Annotated in this window: 17 protein-coding genes and 1 pseudogene; 11 read left to right on the top strand and 7 right to left on the bottom strand. The window is 72.0% G+C overall.

Annotated elements, in window-relative coordinates:
• Positions 1–81: 81 nt before the first annotated feature.
• Positions 82–2,067, top strand: a complete 1,986-nt coding sequence (locus AB0I79_RS13070; protein WP_357871254.1) for a glycosyl hydrolase family 28-related protein — start codon at positions 82–84, stop codon at positions 2,065–2,067.
• Positions 2,068–2,103: 36 nt separating this feature from the next.
• Here AB0I79_RS13070 and AB0I79_RS13065 read toward each other — a convergent pair whose 3' ends face one another.
• From AB0I79_RS13065 to AB0I79_RS13050, 4 genes are all read right to left on the bottom strand, one after another.
• A complete protein-coding gene (locus tag AB0I79_RS13065) occupies positions 2,104–2,988 on the bottom strand; it encodes a LysR family transcriptional regulator (RefSeq protein WP_357871252.1) in 885 nt (294 codons plus the stop codon).
• Between the two features lie 183 nt (positions 2,989–3,171).
• The gene (locus tag AB0I79_RS13060) at positions 3,172–4,038 is read right to left on the bottom strand and encodes a fumarylacetoacetate hydrolase family protein (RefSeq protein WP_357871249.1); all 867 of its coding nucleotides are present in this window, start codon (positions 4,036–4,038) and stop codon (positions 3,172–3,174) included.
• A 97-nt stretch (positions 4,039–4,135) separates the two neighbouring features.
• Positions 4,136–5,734, bottom strand: a complete 1,599-nt coding sequence (locus tag AB0I79_RS13055; protein ID WP_357871246.1) for a multicopper oxidase domain-containing protein — start codon at positions 5,732–5,734, stop codon at positions 4,136–4,138.
• On the bottom strand, positions 5,731–6,147 hold the full coding sequence (locus tag AB0I79_RS13050; RefSeq protein WP_357871243.1) for a hypothetical protein: 417 nt from the start codon (positions 6,145–6,147) through the stop codon (positions 5,731–5,733). The genes AB0I79_RS13055 and AB0I79_RS13050 overlap by 4 nt, the downstream gene beginning before the upstream one ends.
• Before the next feature lie 152 nt (positions 6,148–6,299).
• On the opposite strand from AB0I79_RS13050, the gene AB0I79_RS13045 reads away from it, so the two are divergent.
• Both AB0I79_RS13045 and AB0I79_RS13040 read left to right on the top strand, forming a co-directional pair.
• A complete protein-coding gene (locus AB0I79_RS13045; protein WP_357871241.1) occupies positions 6,300–7,511 on the top strand; it encodes a sensor histidine kinase in 1,212 nt (403 codons plus the stop codon).
• Positions 7,508–8,185 carry a response regulator transcription factor gene (locus AB0I79_RS13040; protein WP_357871239.1) on the top strand — a complete coding sequence of 226 codons (678 nt, stop codon included), beginning with the start codon at positions 7,508–7,510 and terminating at the stop codon, positions 8,183–8,185. The genes AB0I79_RS13045 and AB0I79_RS13040 overlap by 4 nt, the downstream gene beginning before the upstream one ends.
• 696 nt (positions 8,186–8,881) lie before the next feature.
• Here the strand turns inward: AB0I79_RS13040 and AB0I79_RS13035 are convergent.
• On the bottom strand, positions 8,882–10,075 hold the full coding sequence (locus AB0I79_RS13035) for an Ig-like domain-containing protein (RefSeq protein ID WP_357871237.1): 1,194 nt from the start codon (positions 10,073–10,075) through the stop codon (positions 8,882–8,884).
• Between the two features lie 164 nt (positions 10,076–10,239).
• Here AB0I79_RS13035 and AB0I79_RS13030 point away from each other — a divergent pair, with 164 nt between their 5' ends.
• From AB0I79_RS13030 to AB0I79_RS13020, 3 genes are all read left to right on the top strand, one after another.
• Positions 10,240–10,893 carry a hypothetical protein gene (locus AB0I79_RS13030; RefSeq protein WP_357871235.1) on the top strand — a complete coding sequence of 218 codons (654 nt, stop codon included), beginning with the start codon at positions 10,240–10,242 and terminating at the stop codon, positions 10,891–10,893.
• 86 nt (positions 10,894–10,979) lie between these two features.
• On the top strand, positions 10,980–12,419 hold the full coding sequence (locus AB0I79_RS13025) for a cytochrome b N-terminal domain-containing protein (RefSeq protein ID WP_357871232.1): 1,440 nt from the start codon (positions 10,980–10,982) through the stop codon (positions 12,417–12,419).
• A 68-nt stretch (positions 12,420–12,487) separates the two neighbouring features.
• Positions 12,488–13,999: a ubiquinol-cytochrome c reductase cytochrome b subunit gene (locus tag AB0I79_RS13020; RefSeq protein WP_357871229.1), complete on the top strand. Its 1,512-nt coding sequence runs from the start codon at positions 12,488–12,490 to the stop codon at positions 13,997–13,999.
• 100 nt (positions 14,000–14,099) lie between these two features.
• Here AB0I79_RS13020 and AB0I79_RS13015 read toward each other — a convergent pair whose 3' ends face one another.
• Positions 14,100–14,597, bottom strand: a complete 498-nt coding sequence (locus tag AB0I79_RS13015) for a hypothetical protein (RefSeq protein ID WP_357871226.1) — start codon at positions 14,595–14,597, stop codon at positions 14,100–14,102.
• Positions 14,598–14,680: 83 nt separating this feature from the next.
• Between AB0I79_RS13015 and AB0I79_RS13010 the strand changes: the two are divergent.
• The 5 genes and pseudogenes from AB0I79_RS13010 to AB0I79_RS12990 form a co-directional block, all read left to right on the top strand.
• Positions 14,681–14,920, top strand: a pseudogene (locus AB0I79_RS13010) (LysR substrate-binding domain-containing protein); the annotation flags it as partial.
• Between the two features lie 103 nt (positions 14,921–15,023).
• Entirely contained in the window at positions 15,024–15,218 is a 195-nt protein-coding gene (locus AB0I79_RS13005; protein ID WP_357871660.1) for a hypothetical protein, read from the top strand.
• Between the two features lie 142 nt (positions 15,219–15,360).
• Positions 15,361–16,263, top strand: coding sequence for a polysaccharide deacetylase family protein (locus AB0I79_RS13000; RefSeq protein ID WP_357871224.1), 903 nt, complete (start codon positions 15,361–15,363; stop codon positions 16,261–16,263).
• Positions 16,264–16,353: 90 nt separating this feature from the next.
• Complete coding sequence (locus tag AB0I79_RS12995; protein ID WP_357871221.1) at positions 16,354–17,022, top strand: hypothetical protein; 669 nt, start codon at positions 16,354–16,356, stop codon at positions 17,020–17,022.
• 304 nt (positions 17,023–17,326) lie between these two features.
• Positions 17,327–18,781 (top strand): PepSY domain-containing protein, encoded by a 1,455-nt coding sequence (locus AB0I79_RS12990; RefSeq protein ID WP_357871218.1) that lies wholly within the window; start codon positions 17,327–17,329, stop codon positions 18,779–18,781.
• Positions 18,782–18,896: 115 nt separating this feature from the next.
• On the opposite strand, the gene AB0I79_RS12985 is transcribed toward AB0I79_RS12990, so the two are convergent.
• Complete coding sequence (locus tag AB0I79_RS12985; RefSeq protein WP_357871215.1) at positions 18,897–20,852, bottom strand: endo-1,3-alpha-glucanase family glycosylhydrolase; 1,956 nt, start codon at positions 20,850–20,852, stop codon at positions 18,897–18,899.
• Between the last annotated feature and the right edge of the window lie 135 nt (positions 20,853–20,987).

The raw sequence follows: 20,987 nt of genomic DNA, 5'->3' as shown, positions 1-20,987 counted from the left end.
CTGAAAGTAGTTCACAGGGCCTTGTGGAGCGGTGTGCGGGCGGCCTAAATTCGCCTCACCCCCCGAGAGAATCGAGCACGCATGCCCCGCCTCACCCTCACCGCGGCGCTCCTCGCCGCCGCGCTGGCCTGCGGCCTGCTGGCCCCGCCCGCCTCCGCCGACTCCGCCGCGCCTGTCGTGACCAGGGCGGCCCTGGATCCGGCGCTGGTCGCGGGCCGGGGCGCCACCGTGGCCTTCACCGAGCAGGAGGCGGAGAACGCCGTGACGTCCGGCACGATCATCGGGCCGGACCGCACCGCGTACACACTGCCCGCCGAAGCGTCGGGGCGCAGGGCGGTGCGGCTGGCGCCGGGGCAGCACGTCGAGTTCACGCTGCCCGCCAGGGCGAACGCGATCACCGTGCGCTACAGCATCCCCGACGCGCCCGGCGGCGGCGGCATCACCGCGCCGCTCGACGTCACCGTCAACGGCGGGCGCCGCACCACGATGACGCTGACGTCGCAGTACGCCTGGCTGTACAACCAGTACCCGTTCTCCAACGACCCCGGCGCCGGCCTGCTGCACCCCGACTGGTGGATCACCGAGTGCGCCTGCGTGCCCAGCGCGACCACGCCCCCGCCGGTGATCGCCAAGCCGTTCCGGCCGAACCACTTCTACGACGAGCAGCGCCTGCTCCTCGGCCGCGCGTACCGGGCGGGCGACCGGGTACGGCTGACCGTCCCGGCGGGCAGCAAGGCCGAGTGGACGGTCATCGACCTGCTCGACTCCGAGCTCGTCGGCCCGCCCAGGATCGAGCTGCGGGCGGCCAACGTGCTGGCGTTCGGCGCGGACCCGACCGGGCGGCGCGACTCGGCCGGGGCGATCGACCAGGCCATCGCCTACGCCAAGCGCAAGCGGCTGAAGGTGTACCTCCCGCCGGGGACGTACCAGGTGAACCGGCACATCGTCGTGGACGACGTGACGATCACCGGCGCGGGCAACTGGTACACGATCGTCAAGGGCCGCGAGGTCGCCCTCCCGAGCCCGGCGCCGGACGGCTCCGTGCACACGGGCGTCGGCTTCTACGGCAGGCCCGCCGCGGAGGGCGGCAGCCGCAACGTGCACCTGTCGGACTTCGCGATCGAGGGCGACGTACGCGAGCGCATCGACACCGACCAGGTCAACGGCGTCGGCGGCGCGATGAGCGACTCGACCATCGACGGCCTGCACATCCGGCACACCAAGGTCGGCATGTGGTTCGACGGCCCGATGACGAACCTGCGGATCACGAACAACATCATCGTCGACCAGATCGCCGACGCCATCAACTTCCACACCGGCGTCTCCGGCTCGCTCGTGGCGAACAACTTCATCCGCAACACCGGTGACGACGCCCTGGCCATGTGGTCGGAGAAGAGCGCCAACACGGGCAACACGATCGACCACAACACCGTGCAGACGCCCGTGCTGGCCAACGGCATCGCCGTCTACGGCGGCACCGACAACACGATCTCCAACAACCTGGTCGCCGACCCGATCAGGGAGGGCAGCGCGCTCCAGGTCGGCTCCCGCTTCGGCGCCGAACCGTTCGCGGGGCGGCTGGACATCACCGGCAACACCACCGTGCGGTCCGGCACGTACGAGCTGAACTGGAACATCGGGCTGGGCGCCATCTGGTTCTACGCGCTGGAGCGCGACATCTCCGCCGACATCCGGGTGACCGGCAACGACTTCCTCGACAACACCTACAACGCGATCATGCTGGTCAGCGAGTGGTCGGTGAAGGATCTGTACGCGATCACCGGCGTGCGCTTCAAGGACATCCGGGTGGACGGCACCGGCACGTCGTTGGTCAGCGCCCGGGTGAAGGGCTCGGCCACCTTCGAGAACGTCGACGCCAGGAACGTGGGCGCGGTCGGCGTCAACAACTGCGGCTCGTTCGGCTTCCCCGCCACCGGCTCGGAGTTCTCGCTCGCGGACCACGGCGGCAACGACGGCGGCTGGCTGGCCCCCTGGCTCCTGCCCAACACCATCACCTGCGACGACCGCCCACCGGTCGTCCCGCCCCCGGCCCCGTCCCCCTGGTGAACCGGCCGTGCCGCGCAGCGAGGCGCGGCGGGGCCGTCAGGGGGCGGGGAACAGGTCGCGGAAGTTGCGCACGACCGGGTTCGGGTCGCCGGTGCGCCAGGTCAGGTCCAGCGTGACGACCCTGGTCGCCGGCGACAGCGGCCGGAACACCACGTCACCCCGCCGCAACCGGGCCACCGACTCCGGCACGATCGACACCCCGATCCCCGCCGCCACCAACCCCACGATCGTCTGCATCTGCACGGCCTCCTGCACGATCACGGGCTCGAACCCGGCCGCCCTGGCCACGGCCGTGATCCGGTCGTACAGCGCGCTCCCGTACCGCCGGGGGAACATCACGAACGGCTCCCCCGCCAGCGCCGACACCGGGAGCGGCGCGCGGGCGGCGAGGGGGTGCCCGCTGGGCACGGCGGCCAGCAGCAGCTCCCGCGCCACCGTACGGGTGGACAGCACCTCGGCGGCGGGCCCGGCCAGCGGCGCGTGCAGGAGCCCCACGTCGAGCAGCCCCTGCCGCAGCTCCTCCGCCTGCTGCGCGGTGGTCAGCTCGCGCAGCTCGACCTGGACGCCCGGGTAGCGGGCGCGGAAGCGGCGCAGCACGCGCGGCAGCGTGAGGTTCGTGGCCGACCCGACGAACCCGATCGCCAGCCGCCCCGCCTCTCCCCTGCCCGCCCGCCTGGCCGCCTCGGCCGCCAGCTCGGCGTGCGCCAGGCTGGTACGCGCCTGCGCGACGAACGCCTCGCCCGCCGCGGTGAGCCGCACCTGCCTGGTGGTGCGCTCGAACAGGCGCACGCCGAGCTCCTCCTCCAGCTTGCCGATCTGCTGGCTGAACGGCGGCTGCCGGACGCCCTCGCGCAGGGCGGCCCGGCCGAAGCTGAGCTCCTCGGCCAGCGCCACGGCGTAGCGGAGCTGCTGGAGATTCATACGCCTTGTATATCAATGGCGGCCGGCTCATCTCTCGAAGCCGGGTAATGGGGGTGGTCCGGCCAAGGTGGGGCGCATGAAGGTGATGATCGCCGGACTCGCCCGTCTCACTCGTGACGTGGGCCGGGTGGTCGCCTGATCGCCTGCACCTGACACCGCCACGCGGCTTCCTGGCCCGGCCGGTCAGCCCAGGTCGGGCACGCCCCTGACCACCGTGGTCGACAGCGTGCCGATCTCGCCGATGCCGATCGTGACCGTGTCGCCGTCGTGCAGCGTGAACGGCAGGTCAGGCACCAGGCACGTGCCGGTGGCCAGCACGGCCCCGTCGGGGAAGACGTCGGCGCGATAGAGGTAGCCGGCCAGGTCGTCCAGCCGCCGGTTGAGCTGGGAGGTGCTGGCCTTGCCCGCCCACACGGTCTCGCCCGCCCTGGCGATGCTGAGCGAGATGTCCAGCGCGTACGGGTCGGCGACCTCCCACGCGGGCCTGATCGCCGGGCCGACCGCGCAACCGCCCAGGTAGATCTTGGCCTGCGGCAGGTAGAGCGGGTTGACGCCCTCGATGGTGCGCGAGCTGACGTCGTCCACGACCGTGTAGCCGACGATCTCGCCCGACGCGTTCAGCACCAGGCCGAGCTCCGGCTCGGGCACGTCGATCTCGGAGTCCTCGCGGACGGCGATGCGCCCGCCGTGCCCGGCGACCTTCCACGCCACCGACTTGAAGAACAGCTCGGGCCGCTCGGCGTCGTACACCAGCTCGTACACGTCGGCGGCCCGCTCGCTCTCCAGCACCCGCGCCTCCCGCGAGCGCCGGTACGTCACGCCGGCCGCCCACACCTCCATGCGCCCGTCCACCGGAGGCAGCAGCGGCACGGAGCCGGACGGGTGCCGCGTCCCGTCCGCCGACGCGCAGCGCTCCCGCAGCTCATCGGACGACAGGCGGAGCAGCTCTCCCACACTGGTGATCCCCGCCAGCTCCACCACCTGCTCACCGTCGTCCACACCTACCGCGTCGGCGCTGGTCAGAGGGCTGGTGAACCGTACGATCTGCATGCCTGCTCCTAGCTCCATCAGACGAGGGGGCACTTGTCATCCGATGAATGTCCCCTATGGGATCAACTTAGTAGTTCGCCGGGGTGAGCGGGAGGGCTCAGACGACCTCGAAATCGGCCATCATCGCCATGTCCTCGTGTTCGAGGTTGTGGCAGTGGAGCATGTAGCGGCCCCGGTAGCCGTCGAAGCGGGCCAGCACGTCCACGACCTCGTACGGGCGCACGTCCACGGTGTCCTTCCAGCCCGCGTCCGTGGCGGCCGGTCGCCTGCCGTTCCTGGCCAGCACCTGGAAGTGGGCCAGGTGCACGTGCACGGGGTGGTGGAAGTCGCTGGTCAGCCGCCAGATCTCGGCGGTGCCGAGCCGCGGGCGGGCCAGCGGCGCGCCGGGCCGGTAACGGTGGCCGTTGATGGTCCAGGAGTCGTTCGTCCTGCGGAAGTCGAACGTGCGGGTGGTGACCGGGCGTGGCCGTCCGGGCGGGCGGGACAGGGTGGCGGGTACGGCGGTGTCGTCGGGCGCCTTGCGGGTGACGACGAAGCGCATGACGTTGCCTGCCGGGCCGTCGGCGAGGGTGTTCAGCAGGGTGATCCTGCTGCCGGGCGGGTAGGCGGAGAAGTCCACGACGACGTCGTACCGCTCGCCGGGGGCCATGGTGATCGTGTCGTGCACGACGGGCGCGGCCAGCAGGCCCGAGTCGCTGCCGATCTGCGTGAACCGGCCGTCGGGGGACAGCCGGAGCCGGTACCTGCGGGCGTTGGAGGCGTTCACCAGGCGCAGCCGGTGCCGCGTGGCCGTCACCTCGGCCACCGGCCAGGGCGCGCCGTTGACCAGGATCACGTCGCCCTCGACGCCTTCCATGTAGTCGGCGTCGAGCGCGTACGTACCGCCGGCCGGCCCGTGCGCGCCTCCGCCGTGCCCGGCTGCGCCCCCGCCGTGCCCCGCTGCGCCTGCGCCGTGCCCCGTCGGGCCTGCGCCGTGCCCGTCCGCGTGGTGTGCGGCGTGCGGGTAGCGGAAGGAGCCGTCCTCCTCGAACGCCCGGTCGCAGATCATCAGCGGCAGCTCCCGCTCGCCCCTGGGCAGCGGCAGCGCGTCCTCCTCCTCGTCCCGGACCAGCACCATCCCGGCCAGCCCGCGCCACACCTGCGGCGCGGTGAAGTCCATCCGGTGGTCGTGGTACCAGAGCGTGGCGGCCCGCTGCTCCACCGGGTAGCGGTAGTCCCTGGCGACCTGGTGGTGGACCTCGCCCGGGTGGGCGTGCGGGGAGGAGGGGTAGCCGGCGGGCACGACGAGGTCGGTGGGGTAGCCGTCCGACTCGGGCGGGGTGACGCCGCCGTGCAGGTGGGTGGAGGTGGGCACGGGCAGCTCGTTGCGCACGCCGAGCACGGCGGGGGTGCCGCGCCGCAGCTCGAACGTGGGCCCGGGGAAGGTGCCGCCGTACCCCCACACCTCGGTACGCAGCCCGGGCAGGATCTCGGCGGTCGCCACCCGCTGCGTCACCTCGTACCGGCCGGGACTCACCGGCCGGGCCACCTCGGGGATCGGCAGCGGCACGGTGAACGGCTCGGGCAGCCGCGCCCTGCTGGCCAGCGACTCCCCCGCGCTCTCGCGCCCGCCGCCGCACCCGGCCACGGCCAGCCCGGCCCCGCCCAGCACGCCGAGGAACGCCCGCCGGGAGACTCCTCCGGACCGTGGAGTCATGCCGCACCCGCCACGCCCGCGCGGCGGAAGGCCAGCCACGTCCAGGCCGTGAAGACGGCCGACAGGCCGAAGATCGCCATCCCGAGCGGGAAGTGCCCCGCGATGATCCGGTACTGCCCCAGCACCACCTGCACCGTCTCCAGCGCCACCAGCACCGCACTGGCCAGCGCCGGCCACAGCGCTCCCCTGCCGGGCCGCCACAGCAGGACGGCCGCCAGGAGCTGCAGGTAGAGCAGGCTGTGGGTGACGCCGCCGTTGTTGCGGTGCCAGGTCAGCAGGTCGACGTCGCCGGTGACGAACAGCCCGGCCAGGGCGGCCTGCGCGAGCACGCCCGCCAGGTGCGCCGTCGCCGTCACCCGCAGCGACCACGAGATCCAGCCGGGCGGCGCCGGTGCGGAGTTCGAGGAGGTCATGCCGGGAATGCTCCTCCGGCGGGCCTCCTGGCCACATCCCACGCCGGACGGCACCACGCCGTACTCCCGGGGTCGTACGCGGCACGTTCGGAGCCGGAAACGTACGCCCCGGGGATGACGTCTCCCCGAAGGACGATCGCTACCTTGTGGGCATGGACAGCCGCAGAACGGACGCGCTCATCGCGCTGGGCAGCCTGGTGACGATCGTGCCGGCCACGTACGCGAACCTGTCGTGGACGGGCCCCTACGAGCGGCCGCTCGACCCGGCGGGGCTGATACTGATCACGATCGCGGCCCTGTCCCTGGCCTTCCGGCGCACCGCTCCGCTGGCCGCCGGGATCGTCGCGGCGGCCTGCGGCGTCGTGTACTACGCCGCCCACTACCCGGGCGTGTTCGCCGCCGCGCCGGCGCTGGCCGCGATCTACACCCTGGCCGTGCTGGGCCGGCGCGCGGACGCGATCTGGCTGGCGATCGGGCTGGCCGTGCCGGTGTACGGGCTGATGGCGCTGTCGTCCGACGACCCGGCGGCGGGCAACTGGATGACGCTGCTGAGCGGCTGGCTGGTGGCCATGGTGGTGGTCGGCGAGATGACCCGGAGCCGGCGCGCGTACCTGCACGCGGTGGAGCAGCGCGCGGAGGCGCAGGCGCAGCGGGCGAGGGCCGAGGCGCAACGGGCCGAGGCCATGACGCAGCGCGCGGAGGCCGTCGAGCAGCGGGCGCGGGAGGCCGAGCGCAGCCGGGAGGAGGCCGCGCTGCGGCGGGCGGGCGAGGAGCGGCTGTGGATCGCCCAGGAGCTGCACGACTCGCTCACCCACAGCATCTCCGTGGTCAACGTGCAGGCGGCGCTGGCCATGGAGCTGCTGGACAGGAAGCCGGAGCGGGTCAGGGAGGCGCTGGCCGCGATCAAGGAGTCGGGGCACGAGGCGATGAACGAGCTGCGCGCCACCCTGGGCGTGCTGCGGCAGGGCGAGCCGGAGGGGGCCGAGGCAGGGCTGTCGGGGCTGCCGCGCCTGGTGTCCAGGGCGGAGGGGGCGGGCCTTCGGGTGGCGCACACGGTCTCGGGCGAGCCGTACGCGCTGTCGCCCGAGACGGACAGGGCCGCGTACCGGATCGCCCAGGAGGCGCTCACCAACGTGCTGCGGCACGCGGGCGCGGCGGCGGTCACGGTGGCCGTCGAATACGATCCCTCGAAGGTCGTGCTGCGGGTGGAGAACGACGGCGAGCCGGGCACGCCGGGGCCGGGGATGGGGTTGATCGGGATGCGCGAGCGCGCGGTCGCCGTCGGCGGCTCCCTCACGGCGGGCCCCGGGGAGCGCGGCGGCTTCACGGTACGCGCGGAGCTCCCGGCCGGAGCGGTGGCATGACACCGCAACCCGTCAGGGTGCTGCTGGCCGACGACCAGCCGCTGATCCGCGCCGGTTTCAGGGCCCTGCTGGAGCTCACCGACGACATCACCGTCGTGGGCGAGGCCGGTGACGGCGCGCAGGCCGTGGAGCTGGCCAAGCGGCTGCTGCCCGACGTGGCGCTGCTCGACGTGCGCATGCCGCTGCTCGACGGCATCCAGGCCACCCGCAGGATCGGCGCCACCCCCGAGCTGAACGGCGTGCGCGTGGTGATCCTCACCAACTACGCCCTCGACGAGTACGTCTTCGCCGCGCTCAGGGCCGGCGCCAGCGGCTTCCTGCTCAAGGACATCGAGCCGGGCGACCTGCTGCAGTCGGTCAGGGTGGCGGCGCGCGGCGACGCGCTGCTGTCGCCCTCGGTGACGCGCCGCCTGATCGAGGAGTACGTCAGCACCCCGCCCCGGCCGGTCCCCGTCCCCGGGCAGGACCGGCTGACGGTCCGCGAGCGCGAGATCGTCGCCCTGGTCGCCAGGGGCCTGTCGAACGAGGAGATCGCCGAGCACCTGGTGATCAGCGCCGCCACGGCCAAGACCCACGTGAGCAGGTCGATGATCAAGCTGGGCGTGCGTGACCGGGCCCAGCTCGTGGTCTTCGCGTACGAGTCGGGCCTCGTCGTCCCCGGCACCGCCCCCTAGATGGCCAGCAGGAACTCGTAGGCGTTCAGCACCCACACCAGCAACCACAGGGCGATGGCCGGGAGCCGGTGCAGCCCCCGCCAGGCTTCTTCAGCAGGCACCCGTTATCACGTCACCTTCCCCTGTGCCCGGGAGCGCCGCCCACGCGCCCATCCGGCGAGCACAAAGCTTTTCTCCGAATTCGCCCCTCCAACGGACCCGGTTTATATGCTCAATTGAACGGGACGGCACTCCTGTTTCCCCCATGGTAAATCGCCCGGGCCGCAAAGGGAGCATTCATGGACAAAGGATTCCCCGTCCTCAGCTCCGGGCTCCACCGGGGCGAGGCGGCCGGCCGGCCCGGCCACGCGATCGCCACCTGACCCCCGCCCCCCTCGGCCTCGGCCGCTGCCGGCCGCACGGGATCGTCGATCTCCTGGGGTCGGTCAAGCTGTTCCCCGGCCCGCGTCACGTCCTCGCCATTCCGGCGGTCGCCAGGAACGCGGTCGAACCATGGCTTCGCCATGAAATATCCGGAATTCGTATTGGACGCCGCCAAAGTGCTGGAAATCGGCGATGAATGCCCGGACACAATGCTCCGGCTCCCGCTGAACCTCATGCCCGTCCACCCCGGCGGACTTCCGATGGCCGACGCGGGCCGAGCCGCGGCAGGCGACCACCGGCCCGGCGGCGCGTACCAGCCGGGCACCCGTCCGTTCACCCGTTCACGGGCTTGCCGAGCGCGCTGCCGGCCAGCCAGTCCTCCCACGACTTGGCCCACGGCGTCGGCCCGTTGCCGAACTGCAGCTTCCTCGACGTCCCGGTGACCTCGATGATGTCCCCGCGCTGGGTGAACTCGTAGAACCACTTGGCGTTGGCCGGGCTGGCGTTCACGCAGCCGTGGCTGACGTTGGAGCTGCCCTGCGCGCCGGTCGACCAGGGGGCGGCGTGGAAGAAGGTGCCGCTGTAGGTCATGCGCACGTTCCACTTGGTCTTGATGCGGTACTCGCCGGGCTCGCCGATCGTGGCGGAGTCCATGACGATGTCGGAGGCCTTCTCCTGGGCGATCATGACGCCCGAGTAGCTGTCGTCGCCGGGCTTGCCCAGGCTGACCGGGATGGTCCTGACGACCTCGCCGTTCTCGCGCACGACCGCCCGGTGGGTCCTGGCGCTGACCTTGGTGATGTGCTCGGGACCGACGGTGAAGGACAGGCTGCGGTCCTTCGTGCCCCACAGTCCGGGCCCCGCGCGCAGTCCCGCCAGGTGCGCCACGACCGTGACCCGCTCCCCCACCGGCCAGTACTCGCGCGGCCTGAACTGGACCTCGCGGTCGCTCACCCAGCTCCAGGCGCCCTCGACCGGTTGCGACATGCGCACCACCAGCGACCGCTCGATCGCGGCCCTGGCCTGCCGGGAGGTGATCGGCTGGGAGAGCAGGAGCTGGACGGGCATGCCGACGCCGACCTTCTCGCCGTCCAGGGGCGACATGCCGCTCTCCAGCACGCGTTTCGGCTTGAGCGTGGTGAAGGTGGAGGTGCCGGTCACCTGCTTGCCGTCCGTGCCCTTCGCCTCGGCGCTGACCGTGTACGCGGTGGACGGCTTCAGCGGCCACTGGGGCCGCCACTGCCCGTCGGCGCCCACGGCGCCCTTCACGGCGCGGCCCTTGGCGTCGGCGACGGCCACCTTCGTGACCTGGCCATCGGTGACCTTGACGCTGACGCCGGTGTCGGGGGCGACCTTCTTCGTGCCGTCGGCGGGCGTGATCGACAGCTTGGCCACGGGCCCCCGCTCCTGCGACGGCTCACCGGGCGCCGCGCCGCCGCCACCACCCGGGGAGGTGCATCCGGCGGTCACGGCCAGCGCCGCCGCGCAGATGGTGACGAGTGTCTTGATGGTCCGGCCGTTCCGCATCACTGATGCCTCCCGCGCCTGACAAATAGGCAATCATTCACAGTAGTCAGTTATCGGCGATCCGGCGGACTCCTTCCCGTATTGACCGAACCCATGCGAACACGGCGGCGCGGCGCGTTGCGATGATCTTGATCTGGCGTTCCGCCGCCCACAATCATGGGCCGGTGGACTACTACCTGATCTCCGCGACGGCGGGCGATCGATCGCCCGCAGGGCTCCTGGTGGAGGAGTTCGTCCTGTGCGACGACTACACGGCGGCCGGCATCGACGGCGCCGAGTGGGTGGCGGAGATCAGGGCCTGGTCCGCCTCGGCCGAGCTGAGCCGGGCCATCCGAGCCGACACCGCGCTGCGCTCGCGGGTGAAACCGGTGAGCAGGCAGGAGGCGGTCCGGGCCTTCAAGCTGCTCGGCGGCGGCGGGCTGCCGGAGGAGGCCGGGCTGCGCACGCTCTTCCAGGAGCGCCGCCCGCTGCCCACCACGGCCCCGCTCCACCTGGGCAACGGCTCCGCCAAGGCGCGCCGCTACCGCATCCTGTTCGCCGGCGAGCTGGGCGAGACCGGGCTGGCGAACGCGAGCACGGCGCTGCGCCTGGAGCCCACCGGCGACTCGCGCGTGGTCGGCACGGCCTCCGCCAGCGCCGGCGGCCACGGCTTCAGCTGGGAGCTGCGCCGGATCGGCGCGGGCATCGCCTGGTGCGTGGACGTGACCGCGCGCCTGGGCTCCGGCCCGATCACGGCCCTCGGGGCGCTGCTGCACCACCACCGGCAGGCCGTACGCGAGCAGGGCCCCATCCCCGTCACCGTGGAGCGCTTCGCCTGACGTTCCCCGGCCGGTGAGTGTCACGACTCGCCACCCCTGCCCGGTCCCTCTTGCGACGAGGCAACCGAGCCAGGTGCGGGGTGACGATGAAGGCGAGCTCACTGATCAGGGCGCTGGACGAGCGGGTCGGCGGCGCCCGGTTCCTGGACCGGGCGATGCGCAAGGCCTTCAACAACCACTGGTCGTTCCTGCTGGGCGAGATCGCCCTGTACGCGTTCGTGGTCGTGCTGGTCACCGGCGTCTTCCTGACGTTCTTCTTCAAGCCCGGCATGAAGGAGGTCGTCTACGACGGGGCGTACGTGCCGCTGCGCGGCGTCACGATGAGCGAGGCGTACGCCTCCTCCCTGGAGATCAGCTTCGACGTGCGCGGCGGCCTGCTGATGCGGCAGATGCACCACTGGTCCACGCTGATCTTCCTCGGCGGGATCGTGGTGCACCTGCTGCGCAACTTCTTCACCGGATCCTTCCGCAAGCCGCGCGAGCTGAACTGGCTGATCGGCGTGGCCCTGTTCGGCCTGGTCATGCTCAACGGGCTGTTCGGCTACTCGCTGCCCGACGACCTGCTGTCCGGGGCCGGGCTGCGGATCCTGCACGGGGTGCTGGTCTCGGTGCCGCTGGTGGGGACGTACCTGGCGATGTTCCTGTTCGGCGGCGAGTTCCCCGGCCAGGACATCATCCCCCGGCTCTACAGCCTGCACGTGCTGCTCGTCCCCGGCCTGCTGCTCCTGCTCATCCCGCTGCACGCGGTGGTGCTGACCTGGCGGCAGACGCACACGCAGTTCCGGGAGAAGGGGGTGCGCAACCACCAGGTGAGCGGGGCGCCGTTCTTCCCCGCGTTCATCGCGAAGACGGCGGCCTACCTGCTGTGGGTGGCGGGGGTGGTCGCGCTGCTGGCCACCGTCTTCCAGATCAACCCGATCTGGCTGTACGGGCCGTACGTGCCCAGCACGGTCAGCGCCGGCTCGCAGCCCGACTGGTACATGGGGTTCCTGGAGGGCGCGCTGCGGCTCATGCCGCCGTGGGAGTTCACCGTGTTCGGCCACACCGTGACCATGAGCGTGCTCATCCCCGCGCTGGTGGCGCCCGGGCTGCTGTTCACCGGGCTGGCGCTGTACCCGTTCATGGAACGGTGGATCACCCGTGACCGCGCCGTGCACAACCTGCTCGACCGGCCGCGCGACGTGCCGAGGCGGACGGGGATCGGGATCGCGGGGATCGTCTACTACGGGGTGCTCTGGACGGCCGGCGGCAACGATGTGATCGCCGCCAACTTCCACATCTCGCTGTACGCGACGACGTGGATCTTCCGGGTCGCGCTGCTGCTGGGCCCGGTGGTGGCGTTCGAGGTCACGCGGCGGCTCTGCCTGGGGTTGCAGGCCCGCGACCGGCACCTGGTCGAGCACGGCGTGGAGACCGGCCTGATCGTGCGCGGGCCCGGCGGCGAGTACACCGAGGTCGAGCGGCCGCTGACGGAGGAGGAGAGGGCGGTGATCGCCGACCCCCTGCCGAAATCCGTCGGCCGATGAGTGTCACAATTCGCCGCCCTGCGACGTCTTGGTTCTGACGAGACAACCGAGCCGTATGCGGGGTGGCAATGCAGGGCAGCTCACTGGCCAGGGCGCTGGACGACCGGGTCGGCGGCGCCGGGTTCCTGAAGAAGGCGATGCGGAAGATCTTTCCCGACCACTGGACGTTCCTGCTCGGGGAGATCGCCCTGTACGCCTTCGTGGTGATCCTTCTGACAGGCGTCTTCCTCACGCTCTTCTTCAAGCCGAGCATGCGGGAGGTCGTCTACGACGGGGCGTACGTGCCGCTGCGCGGCGTCATGATGAGCGAGGCGTACGCCTCGTCGCTGGAGATCACCTTCGAGGTGCGCGGCGGGCTGCTGATGCGGCAGATGCACCACTGGGCGACGCTGATCTTCCTGGCCGCCATCGTGGTGCACGCCCTGCGCAACTTCTTCACCGGCGCCTTCCGCAAGCCGCGCGACCTGAACTGGCTGATCGGCGTGCTGCTGTTCGTGCTGGTGATGTTCAACGGATTGTTCGGCTACTCGCTGCCGGACGACCTGCTGTCCGGGGCGGGGCTGCGGATCCTGCACGGCATCACGATCTCGATCCCGCTGGTGGGCACGTACCTGGCGATGTTCCTGTTCGGCGGCGAGTTCCCCGGCCAGGACGTCATCCCCCGGCTCTACAGCATCCACGTGCTGCTCATCCCCGCCATCCTGCTCCTGCTCATCCCGCTGCACGCGGTGGTGCTGACCTGGCGGCAGACGCACACGCAGTTCCGGGCCAAGGGGCTGAACGAGCGGGTGGTGCGCGGGGCGCCGTTCTTCCCGACGTTCCTGGCCAAGACGACGGTGTTCTTCCTGTGGGTGACCGGGGTGGTGGCGCTGCTGGCCACCCTGTTCCAGATCAACCCGATCTGGTTGTACGGGCCGTACGTGCCGGGTCACGTCAGCGCGGGCTCCCAGCCGGACTGGTACATGGGGTTCATGGAGGGCATGCTGCGGATCATGCCGCCGTGGGAGTTCACGGTGTTCGGCCAGACGGTGAGCATGAGCGTGGTGATCCCGGCGCTGGTGGCGCCCGGGCTGCTGTTCACCGGGCTGGCGGTGTACCCGTTCGTGGAACGGTGGGTGACGCGTGACCGGGCCGTGCACCACCTGCTCGACCGGCCGCGCGACGTGCCGGTGCGGGCCGGGCTCGGGGTGGCCGGGGTCGTGTACTACGGGGTGCTGTGGGCGGCCGGCGGCAACGACGTGATCGCCACCACCTTCCACATCTCGCTGTACGCGACGACGTGGATCTTCCGGGTCCTGGTCGTGGCGGGGCCGGTGCTGGGGTTCGTCGTCACGCGGCGGATCTGCCTGGGGTTGCAGGCCCGCGACCGGCACACGGTCGAGCACGGCGTGGAGACCGGGGTGATCGTGCGCGGGGCCGAGGGCGGTTACACCGAGGTGGAGCGGCCTGCCGACGAGGAGGAGACGGCGGTGCTGGTGCCCGCCGCGCGGGCCGAGCTGCCGCCGGCGGACTACGGCGACGTGCCGCCCCCGCCCAAGCGCCGGCTCCAGGACGCGTTGCAGCGTTCCTGGAACCGGTAGCCGGGAGCGCCGGTAGCGGGGCGGTGTCCGGGCCTTTCGTGGTGACCGTCCGCCCCCGCGTGCCTGTCACCCCCGCGCGAGCGTCACCCCCGCGCGAGCGTCACCCCCGCGCGGCGGGAACGGTGGCGTCCACGCCGCGCTCCAGGCGAAGCCCCCGCGTCTCCCTGAACGACGTCAGCACCACGACCAGCGACACCACCGCGATCACGATCATGTAGAAGGCCGGCGCGATCGCGCTGCCCGACGCCGGCACCAGCCCCGTCGCGACGAACGGCGCGGTGCCGCCGAACAGCGCGTACGCGGCGGTGTAGCCGCTGGCCCGCACCTTGGCGGGGTTGGTGATGCTGTAGCCGAACAGCGTGGCGATCTGCCGCCCGCAGCGCCGCACGGCCTCGCGCAGCGGCGCCGGCTCCACCTCGTCGTGCTGCTCCAGCGACCGGAACACGGGCGCGTACTCGACGATGAACGCCGACGCGCCCGTGTACTCGCCGGTGGAGAAGCCCTGGGCGCAGCGCAGCAGGAACAGCAGGATCGGCGCGGCCATGCCCCAGGAGGCGTAGGTGGGCAGGATCCCGATGAGGAACGTGGCGCCGCTCATGGTGAGCAGGGTCAGGGCCAGCATCCGGTTGCGGCCGAGGCGGTCGCCTACCGGCCGAAGGATGCACCGAGCGCGTCCCCGACGTGCTGCTGGAGCTGCACGAGCTCACCACGGCCAGCCAGCTCGCCAAGCTGCGCGCCGAGGAGCTGGACGCGGGGCTGGTGCGCCACCCCTGCGACACGGTGGGGCTGGAGTCCAGCGAGGTCGTGCACCGGCGGCTGGGCGTGGTGCTCCCCGCCGGTCACCGGGCGGCCCAGCAGGACGTGGTACGCCTGCGCACGCTCGACGGCTCGCCCCTGGTGATCTTCCCCAAGCAGATGGCGCCGCAGCTCTACGACCACGTGCTGGAGGCGTGCCGCGACAAACGGCTACCTGCCCAGCGCGATCCGGCACGCCCGCAACCCGCACTTCGTCCACGGCCTGGTCATGTCGGGGCTGGGGGCGCACCTCAACGAGGAGCCGTACGACGAGCTGCCGGCCGGCCTGGTGTGGCGGCCGATCGACGAGCCCCGGCTGACCTGGTCCACCTCCGCCGTGTGGCCGCCCGTGCAGGGCGGGGAGGTGGTGGGCGCGTTCGCCGAGGCCGCGCTGGCGGGGCTGCGCTCGGTCGGGCACGCCTGAATCCCTGTCATCCGGTTCGCATTCCGGTGCGAACCAGGAGCGGACGACGCTAGTCCAACCCTTTGGAACGATCCTGGCCTGCCTGGCGGGGGTCGTCCTTCAGGGGACATGCACCGGGGGCGGTGCTCGTACAGGGGGATTCATGGACATCGGCGCGACGTCGCGCCGGCCTGGGCCGGCCGGCGCGAGACGGGGGACCGCGGGGGCGATCGCCGCGGTCGTACTGACGGCGGGGCTGGGGGGCGCGGGCACGCTCGTCACCACCGCGGAAGCAGCCGAGGCCGCCACGGCGGCGGCCACTTCCGCGACGGTGGCGGCCACTTCCACCGCGGCGGCGGCGACCACGGCGACCACGGCGGCCACTTCCACCGCTTCCACCGCTTCCACCGCTTCGACCGCCGAGGCGGCCTTATCCGCGAGCGCCCGCGCCGCCGCCGATGCCAAACCGGTGAACTGCCGGCGCGTCAAGTGCGTGGCGCTCACCTTCGACGACGGCCCAGGCAGGTACACGGACGCGCTGCTGCGGAGCCTGGCGGCCTACCGGGCGCGGGCCACGTTCTTCGTCGTCGGGCAGAACGTCGCCGCCTACCCGGGGATCGTGCGCAGGACGTACGCGGCGGGGCACGAGATCGGCAGCCACACCTGGTCGCACCCGGACCTGACGAAGCTGCCGGCCGCGTCGGTGCGCTCGCAGTTCGCCCGTACCGACAAGGCGATCAAGAGGGCCATCGGGATCAGGCCGGAGCTCGTCCGCCCGCCGTACGGGGCGTTCAACGCGACCGTGCGGCGGCAGGCCAAGCGGCCGGTGGTCATGTGGAGCGTGGACACCCTGGACTGGCGGTTCCGCAACAGCGCCAGGGTGGCCCGCAAGGCCATCAAGTCGGTACGTCCGGGCAGCGTCATCCTGTTCCACGACATCCACCCCTCGACCGTGCGGGCCATCCCGCGGGTGCTGAAGAGCCTGTCCAAGCGCGGCTACCGGTTCGTCACCGTCAGTCAGCTCTTCAGGGGCAAGCCGCCGCGGGTGGTCTACAGCCGCGGCTAGCGGTTTCGTGAGCGGGCGCGAACTTCTCTCGCGTCCGTTGAACCCCGCACGCCGGGCCGGCGTATCCGTCCATGTGAGCGGTGATCGCGCATGAACCCCGACCGGAAAGGATGCGGCACCGGCAGCAGGGACACCGCGCAGGCCGGGCGGCCCGGCCTGCGCGGGCTGCGGGCGGCGGTGTTCGCGGTCGTGTGCGTGCTCGCCGCCCTCGGGATGCACGTGCTGGCCGGAGGGCCGATCGCCGGCCTGGGCACGGTGGTCGCGGCCACGGTCGCGACGGGTGCGGGCGCGTTCGTGCTGGCCCGGCGGCGACGATCCCCGGGGACGCTGCTCGCCGCCTCGTTCGCCGCCCAGTACGGCATGCACCAGCTCTTCACCGGCGGCGCCGGCTCCCTCACCGGCCTGCTCACCACGGTCACCGCCCCGTTCACCACGGTCACCACCCATCACCACTCCCTGGGCCCGCCCGACCACCATGGTGGCGGCCTCTACGGCGGGATGGGGATGTTGCTGGCGCATGTCCTGGTGGCCGCCGTCTCGGCGTGGTGGCTGGATCGCGGCGAGACGGCGCTGGCCACGCTGCTGCGGTTGCTGGCCTGCTCGTTCCACGACCTGTGGGTTCTGCTGGCCGCCCGCGACACTCCGCCCTCCGCCACGCTCCCCCGCCGGCTGCCGGCGACGGTGTGCGCGGGAGCCGGCGGTGTCCTGACCGCCCAGGTGCTGGCCTGGGCTCTGTGCCGGCGGGGGCCGCCCCGGTAGGTGCCAGGGAATCGACTTCTCGGCCGTTCGCGGTTCGCAGCCGCGACCCAGGTGACCGGCGCGGCGTGGCACGCGAGCGCGCCCGCCCCGGTCACGCCCGACCTTCCCATGCCCTGCACGGGACAGCCCGTGACCTCGTGACACGCGCCCGTTCGCTGTCCGCCTTCGCGCGGCACGCGCCTGTTCGCAGTCTCTGCGGCACGCGCCTGTTCGCGGGTTCGCGAGACACGCGCCTGTTCGCTTCTCGTGCGGCGGGCACGCGCCTGTCCTCGTGCATACACGCACCTCCGGAACGGAGCCCCCCATGACCTCTGTCGAAACGCGCCCGGAAGCAACCCTCCCCGCCCCCGCGAGGGCCTCGTCGTCCTCCTCGTCCCAGCGCTACCGCGCCGTGTGGCGCTGGCACTTCTACGCCGGCCTCTTCGTCGCCCCGGTGCTGCTCGTCCTGGCCGTCACCGGCGCCGTCTACCTCTTCAAGGAGCCGTTCGAGGAGTGGCGCTACCAGGACGTCCGCACGCTCGCCCAGCCCGCCGCCACGGCCCGCCCCCTGTCGGAGCAGATCGCCGCGGCCCAGCAGGCACGACCGGGCGCTGCGGTCATGTCCGTCATCCCGCCCACCTCCCCCGACCGCACGACCCGCGTCATCCTCCAGGGCGCCGACACGGGCCCCTGGGCGCAGGGCATCTCCGTGTACGTGGATCCGGGCACGGCCACCGTGGTCGGGCAGATCGACGACGGTGCCACGTTCATGCGCGTCGTCCGTACGATCCACGGCGAGCTCATGTCCGGCACGGCCGGCGACCGCGTCGTGGAGACCGCCGCCTGCTGGGCCCTGATCCTCATCGCCACCGGCACGTACCTGTGGTGGCGCGGACGGCGTACCCGCAGGAAGCCGACCCGCCCAGGACGCGGGCGGCTGCGGCGGCTGCACATCCTGACGGGGCTCGGCGGAGGTGCGGTGGTCGTCTTCCTCGTCCTGTCCGGCCTGCCGTGGTCGGGCGTGTGGGGTGACGGCCTGCAACGCCTCCAGGCCGGTACGGGCTCCACCTACCCCAGCGCCGACGACTACCCGCACACCTCAAACCCGCCTCTGTCCGGCGACCTGTCCACCAACCCGGACGCCAAGGTCCCCTGGGCGGCCGAACGCCTCCCCGTCCCGCCCTCCCAGGACGGGCACGCCGGGCACGGCACCGCGCACGGCGTCCTCCAGCCCGGCGCCCTGCCCATCGAGAACGCCCTGGCCGCCGCGAGGCCCGCGATCCGGTCGTGCCCGCCGGCCGAGTGCGACCTCAAGGTCCTGCTACCGGACGGCCCCCAAGGGGTCTACACGATCGTGACCGACCCGCGCCGCGACCCGTCGTCCGCGCAGACGCTCCACGTCGACCAGTACAGCGGCCGGGTGCTGGTCTCCTACGGCTGGGCCGAGTACGGCGTGCTGGCCAAGGCCGTCGAGCAGGGCGTCGCCCTCCACGAGGGCCGCCGGTACGGCACCGCGAACCTGATCGTGATGCTGGGAGCCTGCCTGACCATCATCACGCTGGTGGTCACCGGCGCGTGGATGTGGTGGAAGCGCCGCCCCCGAGGCCGCGCCGGCGCCCCGGCCCGCACCACGGACCGGCGCACGACGTACGGGGTGATCGCCGTGATGGCGGTGCTGGGGGTGCTGTTCCCGCTGGCGGGGCTGACCATGGTGGCGGTGCTGCTGGTGGACTGGCTCGTGGTGCGGCGGATTCCCCGGCTGGCACGCGTGTTCGGCTGACGGCGGCCAGCCGCCGGTGCGGGACCCCCGCCATGAGCCGGTCCTCAGTCCGTCCGAGGACCGGCCCACTCCGCCGGCGCTCGCTCGACGCCGCCCGGTAGGGCAGCCCGCTCCGTCAGCGCTCGCTCGACGCCGCCCGGTAGTGCAGGTCCTGCACGTACGGCGTCGCGGTGACCGGGTACGGCGAGACGACCTTCGCGACCGTGGCCGAGCTCCTGGACACGGTCGCGGACACGGCGCCGGCCTTCAGCGGGAGCGTCCTGGCGGACACCCCGGCGGGCGCGTCGTAGGTCTGCGTCGTGCCCCCGATCGTGACCGACACCTTGGCCGCCGCGGTGAGCATGCTGAGCACCTCGACCGTGTCGCGGGCCGCCGTGCTGCCGCTGCGCAGCTTCATCAGCTTGGTCTGCGCGTACGACGGCACCGCCGCCACCGGCTGGATCCGGTGCGTGAGGTAGGCCGAGTCGTTGGTGATCTTCGGGCAGCCGAGCTTGTAGCAGGTCAGGTAGTAGGCGTTGATGTCCAGGTACGTCCACCCGGCATTGCGCGACGGCGCGAACTGCGTGTTCTCCGAGTAGTCGTTCCAGGTGGTGAGCTGGACCCAGTCCGCCTTGCCGTCGATGGCGCCCTTCCAGGAGGCCCGAAGGTTCTCGGTGTTGCCTGCCTCGTCGAAGATGCCCTGGTTGGGGCGCTCGTCCTGGATCGACACCGGCTGCATCCAGATCTTGCCCATGCCGTGCGCGGTGGTGATGTTGGCGGTCAGGTTGGCGTTGGCCGCCGGGTTCCGGCCGCCCCAGTTCGCGAAGCCGTAGCTGATCGAGGCGAACGCCTCCCGGTTCTTGTTGAAGTCGAGGAAGCAGGGCACCAGGGCGACCTTGATGCCGTGCGTGGTCTCCATGGTCTTCATCCACGACGACCACCAGGCGGCGGTGCGGCCCTCGGCCTTGAAGGGCGCCACGACGAGGCGGTCGTCGGCGAGCCGGTAGACCGACTTCGACGCGGCGAGCTTGGCCATCGCGGCGGCCAGGGCGGCGCTGTCGACCGAGACCAGCCCGTTCATGTCCGGCATGAGCACGATCTTGAAGCCGGGGTCGACCGCCTCGGCGGCCTTGACGAGGTTCTGCACGCGCGTCCAGTGGGCGCTGGTCACGGAGAGGATGTCGACGGTGAAGCCGTCCAGCCCGGCCGCGATGGCCTGCTTCACCTCGGTCTTGAGGTCGGCCAGCGCGTAGTCACCGGTGATCGGCGAGCGTCCCGGCGGCCGATCGCGCAGCAGGCCGCCGTACGCGGCGTGCTTGCCGCTCTCCCCCTCGGGCTTGAGGTAGTTCCGGGCGTAGTAATCGTTTTCGGGAGCGGCGTTGTCCAGCGAGATCGGATACGGCGTGAAGTAGTGCGCGAACACCTTCTTGCCGGAGGCCCGCAGCGCCGCCGTTCCCGGCAGGGTGAAGGGCAGCGGCCCGTCGGTCTGCTCCTCGCCCGTGCCCTCGGTGTAGGTGATCGTGAGCTTCGGCCCCCGGTCGCCGGTCTCCCGCGAGGACATCAGGACCGTCGCGGTGTCGGACGTCCCCGTGAGGGCGAAGGCGTAGGTGCCGTCGCCCCCGACCGCCGCCGAGACGTCCAGCTTGGCCGTCGTGCCCGTGGTGAAGCCGGTGTGCGAGTCGAGGGCCGCCTCGCCGAGCCCGGGCCGGGTGTTCCAGGTGGTGGCGGCCTCCGTCCAGGCGCCCGTGACGGGGCGGACGGAGACGGTGGTGTCGGTCGTCCTGGCCGAGATCACGTCGAGCGTGACCTGGACGTCCTCGGCGTCCTCCGGGATGCCGGTGACCTTGAAGCGGACCAGTGCCGCCCGCTGCCCCGCCGTCGTGCTGCCGCAGCCGGAGCCGCAGACGCTCAGCCACGTCGCGGTGGCGAAGCTCTTGGCCGGCTCGGCCTGGCTGACGAACACGTCCTCGGCGGCGGCGAACGTCGCGGTGACCGGCGCGACCGCGGACGCCTGCGAGGGGGCGACGGCGGCGGTCCCCAGCGTGGCGAGGGCCGTCACCGCCGTCAGCAGCGTCCGATATCGGTTGACCATGAAACTCCCTTGGTTCCCGTGCGGCTCCGAGACGGCGGAGCCACCTTGCACGGCAAGGATGAGCCAAGATCAACCGGTTGTTCAGCACTTTGTCCCAAACCACCGTTTTGGAACGTCATCAAACTCGGTTCGTGT

It is taken from the genome of Nonomuraea sp. NPDC050202 (assembly GCF_040656115.1).
Taxonomy (GTDB): Bacteria; Actinomycetota; Actinomycetes; order Streptosporangiales; family Streptosporangiaceae; genus Nonomuraea.
Note: the sequence above shows the minus strand (reverse complement) of the source record. Positions and strands in the feature narration are given on the sequence as shown.